Origin of the sequence: Chryseobacterium sp. StRB126, assembly GCF_000829375.1 — a bacterium.
In the GTDB taxonomy this organism is placed as follows: domain Bacteria; phylum Bacteroidota; class Bacteroidia; order Flavobacteriales; family Weeksellaceae; genus Chryseobacterium.
The window spans coordinates 3526278-3538931 of record NZ_AP014624.1 but is presented as its reverse complement, the minus strand read 5'-3'; the positions used below and the strand labels follow the sequence as shown (position 1 = coordinate 3538931).

10 protein-coding genes are annotated in these 12654 nt (G+C 35.6%); 7 read left to right on the top strand and 3 right to left on the bottom strand.

The window, feature by feature from the left end:
- Positions 1-61: 61 nt before the first annotated feature.
- Positions 62-1159 carry an MBL fold metallo-hydrolase gene (locus CHSO_RS16110; protein WP_045502695.1) on the top strand — a complete coding sequence of 366 codons (1098 nt, stop codon included), beginning with the start codon at positions 62-64 and terminating at the stop codon, positions 1157-1159.
- Here CHSO_RS16110 and CHSO_RS16105 read toward each other — a convergent pair whose 3' ends face one another.
- On the bottom strand, positions 1160-1429 hold the full coding sequence (locus CHSO_RS16105; protein ID WP_228425192.1) for a GNAT family N-acetyltransferase: 270 nt from the start codon (positions 1427-1429) through the stop codon (positions 1160-1162).
- A 657-nt stretch (positions 1430-2086) separates the two neighbouring features.
- On the opposite strand from CHSO_RS16105, the gene CHSO_RS16100 reads away from it, so the two are divergent.
- The 4 genes from CHSO_RS16100 to CHSO_RS16085 all read left to right on the top strand — a co-directional run bounded on the left by CHSO_RS16100 (position 2087) and on the right by CHSO_RS16085 (position 6111).
- On the top strand, positions 2087-2539 hold the full coding sequence (locus CHSO_RS16100) for a hypothetical protein (protein WP_045498126.1): 453 nt from the start codon (positions 2087-2089) through the stop codon (positions 2537-2539).
- Positions 2540-2985: 446 nt separating this feature from the next.
- On the top strand, positions 2986-3891 hold the full coding sequence (locus tag CHSO_RS16095; protein WP_045498123.1) for a helix-turn-helix domain-containing protein: 906 nt from the start codon (positions 2986-2988) through the stop codon (positions 3889-3891).
- An 87-nt stretch (positions 3892-3978) separates the two neighbouring features.
- On the top strand, positions 3979-4980 hold the full coding sequence (locus CHSO_RS16090; RefSeq protein ID WP_045498120.1) for an aldo/keto reductase: 1002 nt from the start codon (positions 3979-3981) through the stop codon (positions 4978-4980).
- 138 nt (positions 4981-5118) lie between these two features.
- Positions 5119-6111 (top strand): MBL fold metallo-hydrolase, encoded by a 993-nt coding sequence (locus CHSO_RS16085; protein WP_045498117.1) that lies wholly within the window; start codon positions 5119-5121, stop codon positions 6109-6111.
- Positions 6112-6557: 446 nt separating this feature from the next.
- On the opposite strand, the gene CHSO_RS16080 is transcribed toward CHSO_RS16085, so the two are convergent.
- Together CHSO_RS16080 and CHSO_RS16075 are read right to left on the bottom strand one after the other, a co-directional pair.
- On the bottom strand, positions 6558-8726 hold the full coding sequence (locus tag CHSO_RS16080; protein ID WP_045498114.1) for a TonB-dependent receptor: 2169 nt from the start codon (positions 8724-8726) through the stop codon (positions 6558-6560).
- A gap of 202 nt (positions 8727-8928) precedes the next feature.
- On the bottom strand, positions 8929-11145 hold the full coding sequence (locus CHSO_RS16075; RefSeq protein ID WP_045498110.1) for an NADP-dependent isocitrate dehydrogenase: 2217 nt from the start codon (positions 11143-11145) through the stop codon (positions 8929-8931).
- A gap of 325 nt (positions 11146-11470) precedes the next feature.
- Between CHSO_RS16075 and tpx the strand changes: the two genes are divergently transcribed.
- Both tpx and CHSO_RS16065 read left to right on the top strand, forming a co-directional pair.
- Complete coding sequence (gene tpx, locus CHSO_RS16070; protein WP_045498105.1) at positions 11471-11974, top strand: thiol peroxidase; 504 nt, start codon at positions 11471-11473, stop codon at positions 11972-11974.
- A 73-nt stretch (positions 11975-12047) separates the two neighbouring features.
- Positions 12048-12623 carry a Crp/Fnr family transcriptional regulator gene (locus CHSO_RS16065; protein ID WP_045498102.1) on the top strand — a complete coding sequence of 192 codons (576 nt, stop codon included), beginning with the start codon at positions 12048-12050 and terminating at the stop codon, positions 12621-12623.
- The last annotated feature ends 31 nt before the right edge of the window (positions 12624-12654 follow it).

Here is a 12654-nt window from a genome sequence, read left to right as displayed (position 1 = left end):
AAATGCATCTTATTTTTATATAAGAGCAAAACTCGGTACCTTTGATGTTTATTTTTTGCAAATGATGTATTGGATTCTTACGGTTGCGATTTTATTGGCAGCAACCTATTTTATAATGATAAATGGAGCCGCATTCGGAGCCGTACCCAAAGGAAAACGATTGGATCGTATCCGGCAGTCAAAACTTTATAGAGACAAACAATTTCAGAATATCAGCCATACACCATCTCTTGCTGAAGGACACAAGATGACCAAGGTTATTTATGATTTCTTTTTAGGTAAAAAACATCCGCTGTTAAAACCTTTAAAGAAAATCCCTTCTATTCATACGGATTTGAAAAGTCTGGATAAAAATACGGATGTTTTTATCTGGTTGGGACACTCATCTTATTATGTACAGACAGATGGCGTTTCATTTTTAATTGATCCTGTATTAAGCCTATATGGCTCGCCTTTTAAATACTTTAACAAAGCTTTCAAAGGATCTGATATCTTTAAACCTGAAGATATTCCGAACCTCGATTATCTTGTGATTACCCATGATCATTTTGACCATCTGGATTATCCTACGGTTAGATCAATTAAAGATCGTACAAAGATGGCTATTGTTCCATTAGGAGCAGGAGCACATCTGGAACGATGGGGATATGTGGAGGAACAACTCATTGAAGAAGAATGGGGAGCGGAAGTTGAATTGAAAAATAATATAAAGTTAGCCTTTACACCAGCCAGACATTTTTCCGGCAGAAGACTAAAACAGAACGATACGCTTTGGACTTCCTATGTACTGGAAACTCCTACAAAGAAAATTTTTCTTGGTGGTGACAGCGGGTATGATTCTCACTTTAAAATGATAGGGGAGAAATACGGTCCTTTTGATTTTGCAATCCTTGAAAATGGACAATATGGTGAAGCGTGGAGATATATCCATACTTTACCCGAAGATACTATTCAGGCGGCTATTGATATAGATGCCAGACATATTATTCCGGTACACGCTGCTAAATTTGCACTGGCACTTCATCCATGGAATGAGCCTTTGCAAAAAATAACCAGTTTAGGTAAAGAAAAAAGCTTAGACATCCTGACTCCGAAGATCGGAGAGGTTGTGGATCTGAATCGTAAAGATCAGCATTTTACAGTCTGGTGGGAAAGCTGATTAAGCATGCCAAATATCTTTATATCTTACAGGATGATTTTCAAATTGCTGACGTACAAAATCACATTCCGGGTCTACAAGCAAATCTTTTTCTTCTGCATAGCGAACCAACTCATCCAGCAGTAACTTGGCATAGCCTTTACCCTCGCGTTCTTCATCAAGCTTAGTATAATATACAATAAGAAGTCTTCCGTCAACTTCTATGGACATATACCCAGCTTTTTTCTCATCAATAAACAACTGCAGTTCATCCTGATATGGAGATACCATAAATTTTATATTTTCCATAATTACTGAGATTTGGTTGATAAAAAAATAATATTGAGAACCCCAGAAAGCATTCTCTTCCTTAAAATTACAAAATTATTTAACATGAAATAATAGTTTTTGAGAATCTTAACGAATTTTATAAGAAGATTAGATAAAAGATAAAAGATAAAAGATAAAAGATAAAAGATAAAAGATAAAAGATAAAAGATAAAAGATAAAAGATAAAAGATAAAAGATAAAAGATCTTGCCGTTAAACAACTACTATCTATTATTCGTTCGGATATTAACATCAACAAGAGGGATTTAGCCCGGCCAAATGAATTAATCACATTCTATTGGCTTTAGCCAACACCTAAAATCTCCCATCTCATTCATGATTAATATTGTTTGAAGGTTGGAATAATATTAATCCGGCATTCGTAAACTATAAACTACCAACTGCGAACCCTGTACCTCACCTCTCTGTTTAATAATAAATAGAACTATAAAAGCATCGTTTACTGCTAATTAAAAATCACAAAAACTATTGATATTTGTAAATTATTTAAAAGATAATCAGTTATTTATGTTTTTTGTTAACAAATATTGGGAATTACGATCAATAATTGGCACTTTAATTGACTATGTCTAGATGTTTAATTTAAAAGAGGAATGAAATGAAAAAGTTATTGTTAGCCGCATTTTTGGTTGGGACGTTCAGTTTGAGCTATGCCCAATCGGATTATTATAATGATTATAGAAGAAGTATTTCAGATATCAACTGGCAAACCGTGGTTGCGGATCTGTTGCTTTCCACAACACAGGCCAATCAGGTTTATGCTTTAAATGACAGATATCGCAATTATGATTCATGGAATAGAGTCTATGTGGTAGAGCCGGGAAGATGGAGAGGAGACCGATATTCAGAATTGGAGAGAATTCTTGGTAGGGAAAAATATATCGTTTTTAAAAAGAAATATTATAGAGGAGAAAATCCTGTTATTGTATACGGAAGAAAAAATGATTATAAAAAATACCGTAAAGAGCAGGAAAAGTACTATAAAGAAAGATCCAAATATTACAAAAAACAAGATAAACACAATCATGGACATCATGGTGACTGGGATTAACCATTATCAATTTTTATATATATTCACTATTGAAATGGCTGGCATTCGTGTCGGTCATTTTTATTATAAGTAAAAAGTAAAAAGTAAAAAGTAAAAAGTAAAAAGTAAAAAGTAAAAAGTAAAAAGTAAAAAGTTCTTTTCGTTAAACATCTATGGTTTACTATGCATGCGAATATCAACATCAATAGAAATGGGCTTTAGCCCGTTCAAAAAATAAACAATCTTTATCCGGCTTTAGCCAAAACTTAAAATTCTACGGTTCATTTGTTATCCCACATTGAGTTTCAACAATGTTTATTCATGTAAATAATTCATATAAAATACCAATAAATATTAACGGAACAACAGCACTTCCGTCCTCCATCTTCCTGCTTCCTACCTATTAATCTATCACCAATTTAAATAATCATACTTCTTAATTTGTTTGAATTTTATAACTTTGAGATATGGAATCCAATGAATCAATACAAGGTTTTTATGAACGAAATGCTCCCGGTTTGGGACCTTTATGCTTAGGCGCAAACAAAATGGGACACTTTAATGTGTTTTCTCGGGATCACTGTTTGCTGTTATCACCATACAGCAGGAGAGATTATTATAAAATTTCATTGATTATAGGAAAAGGAAAGCTTCATTATGCCGATAAATGGATCTATGTAGACCGTCCTGCATTGTTGTTTTCCAATCCTATTGTCCCTTATTCCTGGGAAGCCGATGATGACGATCAGAGAGGCTGGTTCTGTCTTTTTACAGAATCATTTTTACAGAATGGAAGCCGTTTAGGAAATCTTCAGGATTCACCATTGTTTAAAATTGGTGGGACTCCGATTTTCTTTTTGGATGAAAATCAACAGAAAATACTTTCAGATTTGTATACAAAGATGATGACTGAAATTGAGTCAGATTATGTTCACAAATATGATATGCTGAGAGCTTACCTTCACCTGATGATCCATGAAACAATGAAAATGCATCCGGCAGAAACGTTTGAGCTTTATCAGAACGCGTCCCAAAGAGTAGCATCCTTATTTATGGAGCTGCTGGAAAGACAGTTTCCTATTGACAGTCCTGAGGCTTTTTTGAAGCTAAAAACTCCCAATGATTATGCACAGAGCCTTTCCATTCATGTTAATTCTTTAAACCGTTCCGTAAAAGAAATTACAGGAAAAACTACTAGCCAGCAGATTACAATGAGAGTTATTCAGGAAGCCAATGCCCTGTTAACCCATACAGACTGGAATATTGCTGAAATTGCCTATGGACTAGGTTTTGAAGAACCTGCTTATTTTACTAATTATTTTAAAAAGCAGACGGGAATAGCTCCCAATACCCTAAGAACAAACCTTGTTTGATTTTTATAATTCTTAGTTTGAATTCTATACCAAGGGAGACTGTTTCATGTTCTAATTTTGTCCTATAAATTTAAAACCAAAATCATTATGAAATTTAAAAAATTAGGAAACACCGGTGAACAACTTTCTGCTATTGGATTAGGCTGCATGGGAATGAGCTTCGCTTATGGTCCGTCAGACGAACAGGAAAGTATCAGTACTTTGCACAGAGCATTAGATTTAGGCGTTAACTTCTGGGATACGGCGGATATGTATGCCAACGGAGAAAATGAAAAGTTAATTTCTAAAGTCTTAGTACCTAACAGGGATAAAATTTTCATTGCTACTAAATTCGGATTCAGATTTAAAGATGGAGTAGCTAGTCATAGTGGTGCCCCGGGAACTTATTTTGATGGCTCTCCGGAATGGATCAGACAAGCGGTAGATTTAAGCCTCCAAAGGTTAAAAATAGATACCATAGATCTGTATTATGCACACAGGGTAGACCCAAATGTCCCAATAGAAGAAACTGTGGGTGCTATGGCGGAGCTGGTTAAAGCGGGTAAAGTAAAATATATAGGACTTTCTGAAGCTTCAGCAGAATCTATCAGAAAAGCCAATAAAATTCACCCGATAGCTGCTTTACAGTCTGAATATTCTATCTTGACCAAAGATGTTGAGAATGAGATTCTGCCAACTATCAGAGAATTAGGGATTTCCTTGGTGCCCTATTCACCATTGGCAAGAGGTCTTTTCGCTAATATTAATGAAGTACAGAATCTTGGCGATGATGATTTCAGAAAATCATTACCCCGTTATCAGCAGGAATACCTGGAGAACAATACAAAATTAGCCAATGAAATCAATGAGTTTGCAGCTTCCAAAGGAGTAAAGGGAACTCAGCTGGCATTAGCATGGGTCTTGAATCAAGGAGATGATATTATCCCAATTCCGGGAACCAAACGTATCAAATATCTGGAAGAAAATGTTGCTGCAGCTAATATTGAGCTGTCTCAATCTGATTTGGATACCATTGATGCCATTCTGAAAAAATATCCGAATGTAGGAGAAAGATATAATGAAGGCTCAATGAAACTGGTTAACAACTAAAGACTTATACTATACTGAGTTTCTGAATGTCAGAAGCTCAGTTTTTTCTATAAAATATATGACATTCATTGACGTAGAACATTCCATATAAGGGAATGTTGTTTGAATTATAGTGAATGTAGAAACATTACTTAAATTATGAATAGAAGAGAATTATTGAAAAGCGGGTTATTGGCAGGAACATTAAGTTTCATGCCTTTTTCCAATGTATTTGCAGAAACAAAGCTTTTTTCGGAAAAAACAGAAGATGATCTTTCCGGTTTTAAAAAGATTAAACTGGGAGAATTAGAATTGTTTATTCTGACAGACGGATATATTCATGAAGAAAACCTGATTTCATTTGCCCCAAGAGGAAATGTTGCTGAGTTGAAAACAATCCTTAAAGATAACTTCCGGGCTGATCACTACATCGATATGGCTATTAATATTCTGCTTGTGAAAACAAAAGAAAAACTGATTCTAATGGATACCGGGATGGGAATATTTGCGGATGAAAGAACCGGTTTTTTGTTAAAAAGCCTTCAGAAAGCCGGATTTTCAGCACATGATATTACTGATATATTTCTCTCTCATGCCCATCCGGATCATATCGGTGGAGTAGTAGATAAGCAGAATAAACTTGTTTTTCCCAATGCTTCCATTTTTATTTCAAAAATAGAACATGATTTTTGGATAAATGCTTCCATTAAAGATTTTAATAACAGTGCTTTGAAAGCTCATCCCGAAAGGCTTAACCAGATTATTCCGGCCCTTCAGAATATATTGAAAGCCATTCAGCCAAAGTTGAAGTTTTATGATTTGAATAAGACACTGTATAGTCATTTCAATTTTCAATTAGCCCCAGGACATACTCCTGGTTTAACTGTTACTACAATATCATCGGGGAATGAAAAACTGATGTATGTTGCTGATCTTATTCACTCAGATGTTATTCTTTTCCCTCATCCTGATTGGGGATTTTCAGGAGATACAGATCTGGATATTGCTACCGCTTCAAGAAAGAAATTTCTTAAACAGTTGGCAGATACAAAAGCCAGGGCATTTACTTCTCATTTGCCATGGCCAGGACTGGGCTTTACAAAGGTAAAGGCTCCGGGATTTGAATGGATTCCTGAGAGTTTTATGAATTAATGCACCAATATTGATATCTATTTTGTAACTGAGTTTAAAAAATAGCTGCTGAAACTAACAGAATAGCTGTCTGCTGATTACATTTACTTCTGTAAGTTAGATGGCAGTAATATTCCCCTCCTCTGGAAGGGGGCAGATCAAAGATCTGACGGGGTGGTTAAAATATTCAACAGAAGAGGCTGTCTCAAAAGTGTCATTCTGAATGAAATGAAGAATCTCAAACAACTGACCAACAATGAGATTCTTCCTTCGTCAGAATGACAAAAGCCAAATTATTTGACTTTTGAGACAGCCTCCGTCAGATCAAAGATCTGACGGGATGGTTATCCAATAGGAGCGGACTTTAGCCCGCTCTCATTATGTAAAATCATTCATCTGGCTTTAGCCAAAACCTATTTTAACAGTATATAAAAAGAGATTGTTATTCCCTAGGTTTATCCAAAAGCCTAAAAATTATACTTTAAATTAAATCCTGTAAAGAAATACGCCCTGCTAGACCCCGGATTCACATCCGTATAAATGGCAGCATTATTATATTGGTTATCCTTATCAGAATCATTGATGCTGTTTCCGTAGAAAAGGAAAGTGTAATTAATCTGGTTGGTAAGGTTATTTCCGGCTACAAATACATCCAGATCCCATTGATTGAAACTGCGTTTATAACCAATCTTAGAATTTAAAAGTCCAAAACTTTTTACCTTGTTGGTATTGATGAAATCTGTGTAAACACTTCCCATATAATTATAGGTATTCTGCCAGTACAAACCGATATTGGTATCAAAATCCAATCCTACAGATATCTTTGTTTTAGGAACACCTACTACATTAGCTTTATCTCCGTTTTCTTTAAAATAAGTGGAATATTTAAAATCATTATAAGTATAGCTTACAAAAGGCTGAACTCTTGAAATAAATAAGTTTTTCGGTTTGTAAGAATAGCCTACACTCATTTCCAGACCTTTATTTTTTTGTTCTCCAGTATTAGCCCAGTATGTATAAGGTGTTTGTTCCGGATTAGACATTCTTCCGCCTAGCTGGGTAAGCTTATCTTTAATATTGATACTAAATAATGAAAACTGATAATCTATAGAAGTATCATCTATCAGTCCCTGAATACTGAAATCCCACATTTTTGCTTTTTCAGCCACAAGATTATCATTTGTCACATTCAAACCAGTGATAAAAGCCGTTACGGAAGTAGGAGCGTTATATCCTTCACTGTAACTAAGGTTAAAGATCTGATTGTTCCATGTTTTCTGTAAAGCAAAATGTGGACTTGCCACTGCGCTGAACTTCTTATCAAACGATAAATCTTTATTGTAAAGATCCTTACCATTGACAACAAATAATCCCGGAAGTGCTAAAAGATCTTTCCTTTTATAGCTAAGTTGGTTGATACTGACTCCTGCAAGAAACATCAAATCCCAAGGCTTATAAGTGATTTTTTCAACCGCAAAATAATTGGACTGATTGTTGGTGTTATTGAAGTAAGAACCATCGTACAGAGGCCTTAAGACGGGTTCTTCTGTAATTTTTACACTTTTATAGCGATAATTGGTAATGGTGGATTGTGATTGCTGAATTTCAGCCCCAAATTCTGTCTGACTTTTGAAATGCTCCCACTCCTTATTAAATTCAAATACAGATCTGAACCCATAATTAGAAAAAGAGGAGGTTTCGTTAGCGCCGGCAGCAATTCTCTCACCTGTTGTACCCGTATAGAAAACGGTGGTGTTATTTTTGAAATTAGGAGTAATCTTCCAGATATGTCCGATTCCTACCCTTGAAGTAACAAATTTTGTTTTCGCCCCACGCCTGATGTAGGCAAAGTTTCCATTATCAATTCCATTATAATAATCGTCATAGGAAATCTGACCGGAAACCTGTTCCAATGAATTACCATGAGACGCTAGTAACGTTATTTTCTGATTGGAATTAAGCTTAAACTCCCCATTGATATTATAAAAGTTTTTAATGCTTTTACCGTGAGGGCGGTATCCGTCACTTCCAATATGTCCATAGTTGGCAGCAATGGAATAGTTATCTCCCACACTTGTTGCAGAAGTAAAGCTTTGAAATAATCCGAAAGATCCGGTCATGAACTGCTCAGAAACAGAATTGCCTTTTTTGCTTTCCGGCTGCATATACAACCTTACTGCACCTCCGGAACCTCCGCCGTATAATGTTGCCGCAGGGCCTTTTACAACTTCTATACGATTGACCAGTCCGAAGTTGACATCATCCAAAACAGTGACACCATCAGCTCCGGTAAGCGGAATATTGTTGAGGTACATTTTGATGCCCCAGTTGTTGAATTTCTGATCGTTCCCATATCCACGGATGACAATTCTCTGGCCACCCAGCTGGGTTCTTTTTTCTACCTGAACACCAGCCATGGTATTAAGGCTCTGTTCTATAAAGGCGGGGTTATTACGGTTGATTTCATACTCGGAGACTATTTCCGTGGATTGTGCATGTTTTTTAAATTCTTCCCTTTCTTTTATAACTTTTGATCTTGTATGAATAGCCACTTCATCAATATGATTTTCATTTTCCTGAGCATGGGCAAAAGCGATCGTTGACAAAGAAAGGGCAAGGATGTAAATTTTTTTCATTAAGATAGTCTGTTTTTTACAAACATATTGAAAAAATAGGAAAACTGAAATGAATATTGTTTTATTTTTAATATTTGGATGGAGTGTTGATAATTCAGCCTGGGGATTGATAAATTTTATTTAAAATGACAGGATTCGCTTAAGTTTTTCAATAAAAAAGCCCCTTAAAAAAGGAGCTTTGTATGTATATTATTTTCAGAAATTAGATTCCGTCAATGATTTCGTTTAAAACAGTACTTGGTCTCATGGCGGCGTATGTTTTATACGTATCAGTTTTGTAGTATCCTTCAATATTTTGAGGCTTACCTTGAGCACCAATTAATTCAGCATTAATTACTTCTTCATTTTCCTGCATTGCAGCAGCAATCGGAGCAAACTGAGCCGCTAATTCAGCATCAGCAGTTTGGTTAGCTAAAGCTTCAGCCCAATACATTGCTAAATAGAAGTGAGAACCTCTGTTGTCAATCTGACCTACTTTTCTGGCAGGAGATTTATCGGTAGCTAAAAATTTAGCGTTAGCTTCATCCAATGCATCTGCTAAAACCTGAGATTTTGTATTTCCCTGAGTTTGTGCTAAATGCTCTAAAGATGCCTGTAATGCTAAGAATTCACCTAGAGAATCCCATCTTAGGTATCCTTCTTCTAAGAATTGCTCAACGTGTTTTGGAGCAGAACCTCCGGCACCTGTTTCAAACAAACCACCACCGTTCATCAATGGAACAATAGAAAGCATTTTTGCAGAAGTACCAAGTTCAAGAATTGGGAAAAGGTCTGTTAAGTAATCTCTTAATACGTTTCCTGAAACAGAAATAGTATCCTTACCTTCTCTTGCTCTTTTCAACGTTTCCGTCATGGCATCTTTAACATCAAGAATTTTAATGTCAAGCCCGTTTGTATCATGATCAGCTAAATATTTTTCAACTTTTTTGATCATTTCTCTATCATGAGCTCTTCCTTTATCTAACCAGAAAATAGCAGGAGTATCAGAAAGTCTAGCTCTGTTTACCGCTAGTTTTACCCAATCCTGAATAGGAGCATCTTTAGTCTGGCACATTCTGAAGATATCACCAGCTTCAACTTTTTGAGAAAGAAGAACGTTTCCAGCCTCATCCTGAACTTCTACAGTTCCGTCAGAAGACAATTGGAATGTTTTATCATGAGAACCGTATTCTTCGGCTTTTTGAGCCATTAAACCTACGTTTGGAACAGATCCCATAGTTGTTGGGTCTAATTTTCCGTGCGCTTTCATATCGTCAATTACAGACTGATAGAAACCTGCATAAGAACGGTCCGGGATGATACAAACTGTATCTTCTTCGTTTCCATCCTTATTCCACATTTTACCTCCGCCTCTTACAAGAGCAGCCATAGATGCGTCAACAATGATGTCAGAAGGAACGTGGAAGTTTGTAATTCCTTTGTCAGAATTTACCATAGCCACTCTTGGTCCTTCAGCCAAAGCTTTTTCAATATCCGCTTTAATGTCCGCTTCCTGAGCATTTCCTTTGATTTTTTCAAAAAGATCAGCAAGACCGTTGTTTGGATTAATATCTAAAGACTTGAAAGTCTCAGCATATTTAGTAAATACCTCTTTGAAGAAAGTTTCTACGATAGCCCCGAAAATAATTGGGTCAGAGATTTTCATCATCGTCGCTTTAAGGTGAGCAGAAAGAAGTACATTTCTTTTCTTAGCCTCTTCAATAGCCTCCTGAACAAATACTTTCAAAGCATTAAGGTTCATTACAGAAGAATCGATTACCTCACCAGCCTGAAGACCTGCAAAGTCTTTCAATACTGTTTCACCCTCATTTCCTTTGAATACGATTCTATATTTTGTTGCGTTTTCTAACGTTGTAGAGTTTTCTGTTCCGTAGAAATCACCATTGTTCATGTGTGCTACGTCAGTTTTGCTGTCAGAAGCCCAATCACCCATTCTGTGAGGATTTGCTTTTGCATAGTTTTTAACAGCTTTTGGAGCACGTCTATCAGAGTTTCCTTCTCTTAATACAGGGTTTACAGCACTTCCTAAAACCTTTGCGTATTTAGCTTTAATGGCTTTCTCTTCATCATTCTTAGGCTCAGCAGGATAATTAGGTACTGCAAAACCTTTTCCTTGTAATTCAGCAATAGCTGCATCCAATTGAGGAACAGAAGCAGAAATATTTGGTAATTTGATGATGTTAGCATCCGGTTGAGTTGCTAATTCTCCTAATTCTGCCAAAGCATCACCAATTTTCTGGTCATCCTTTAAAAACTCAGGGAAGTTAGCTAAGATTCTGCCTGCCAGGGAAATATCCGGAACAGCGATCTCGATGTTTGCTGATTTAGTGAAAGCTTTTACAATAGGTAAAAACGAGTGGGTAGCCAGCATTGGTGCTTCATCCGTTAATGTGTAGTAAATTTTTGATTTTTCTGACATTATACTGTTATTTATTATTTGAAATTAAAGTCCTACAAATTTACTAAATATGATTGTTTTTTTAGGGAATTTTAAATAAAAAAAGAAGCAAAAAGCGTCTTTTTGATTTTTAGATCTGAACAATTGTATATTCTCGGTTCCGTTAAAATTGATATTAAATTCAACTTTGAAGTTTTTAAGAGTGGAGGTTAGGTTGGGAATTGTATAAAAAACTGATGGCCAGTCTAAAGTATTTTTATTTTCACTTTAAGATTAATTTAACCTTATATTAGATAGGAAAATTTTCTATTTTGATTAAATTTGAAAAACTAAAAAAATAAATATTATGTCAACGACAATCACTTTAAAAGGAAACGAAGTACACACAATAGGAACATTACCAGCTGTAGGAACTATGGTTAAAGATTTTGCATTGGTTGATTCAGGATTAAATGTGAAGACTCTTGAGACTTTTGAAGGAAAAAAGAAAGTGTTCAATATTTTCCCAAGTATTGATACTCCTACTTGTGCTGCTTCCAGCAGAAAATTCAATGAAGAAGCTTCAAAATTGGATAACACTGTTGTAATCAATGTTTCTAAAGACCTTCCGTTTGCATTAGGAAGATTCTGTGCAGCAGAAGGATTAGATAAAGTTGAAACTCTTTCAGATTTCAGAAGCAGCTTTGGTGATGATTATGAAGTAACCATTACAGATTCTCCATTGAAAGGTTTATTAAGCCGTGCCGTAATTGTTACAGATGAAAACAATAAAGTGGTTTATACTGAGCAGGTTTCAGAAATTGCTGACGAACCTAACTACGATGCCGCATTGGCAGCATTGAACAAATAGTAGAAATAATCTTTGTAAAAAGCCTTGTGAAACTAATTTGCAAGGCTTTTTTTGAATCCAAAATACACAATATATGATCTTAAACCACTACGAAAAATACGGAGAACTCTTTCAGGTAGATCAGGAACATTTCGATGAGTTTTATTCCCTTCTTAAGGATACCCAGCTTTTAAAATTAGATTTCTTTCTGAAGCAGGGTGATAAATGCAGGTATTTGGGATTTATCAAGAAAGGAACAATCAGATGCTTTTATATCAATGACCAAGGTAGAGAAATCAACTTCGGATTTTATTTTGAAAATGAATTTTTTACTGATTATGAAAGCATACTTTGTGATACCGTATCCAATATGAATATTCAGGCACTGGAAAATTGTGAGATTTTGCTGTTGAGCAAAGAACATTTACAGATGTTATATCAGAAAGAAGCGTATTGGCAGAAATTCGGGCGGGTGATGAGTGAGAAAATCTATCTGGATGCAAAAAAAAGAATTGATGATCTGATATGTTTTTCACCGGAAAACAGGTATCTGAACCTTCTAAAAAAGCAGCCTCTCCTTTTTCAGAAAATAGCACAGAAACATATTGCAAGTTATCTGGGGGTTACAGAGCAGTCATTGAGCAGAATCCGGAGCAGGATTGTAAATTAACTTAAGTTAACGTCCGGAGGTGTTTTTAGGT

Bases quoted from the DNA above. Each gene is read 5' to 3' on its own strand.
- CHSO_RS16110 (WP_045502695.1), top strand. From the start codon at position 62: ATGATGTATTGGATTCTTACGGTTGCGATTTTATTGGCAGCAACCTAT.
- CHSO_RS16105 (WP_228425192.1), bottom strand. From the start codon at position 1,429: ATGGTATCTCCATATCAGGATGAACTGCAGTTGTTTATTGATGAGAAA.
- CHSO_RS16100 (WP_045498126.1), top strand. From the start codon at position 2,087: ATGAAAAAGTTATTGTTAGCCGCATTTTTGGTTGGGACGTTCAGTTTG.
- CHSO_RS16095 (WP_045498123.1), top strand. From the start codon at position 2,986: ATGGAATCCAATGAATCAATACAAGGTTTTTATGAACGAAATGCTCCC.
- CHSO_RS16090 (WP_045498120.1), top strand. From the start codon at position 3,979: ATGAAATTTAAAAAATTAGGAAACACCGGTGAACAACTTTCTGCTATT.
- CHSO_RS16085 (WP_045498117.1), top strand. From the start codon at position 5,119: ATGAATAGAAGAGAATTATTGAAAAGCGGGTTATTGGCAGGAACATTA.
- CHSO_RS16080 (WP_045498114.1), bottom strand. From the start codon at position 8,726: ATGAAAAAAATTTACATCCTTGCCCTTTCTTTGTCAACGATCGCTTTT.
- CHSO_RS16075 (WP_045498110.1), bottom strand. From the start codon at position 11,145: ATGTCAGAAAAATCAAAAATTTACTACACATTAACGGATGAAGCACCA.
- tpx (WP_045498105.1), top strand. From the start codon at position 11,471: ATGTCAACGACAATCACTTTAAAAGGAAACGAAGTACACACAATAGGA.
- CHSO_RS16065 (WP_045498102.1), top strand. From the start codon at position 12,048: ATGATCTTAAACCACTACGAAAAATACGGAGAACTCTTTCAGGTAGAT.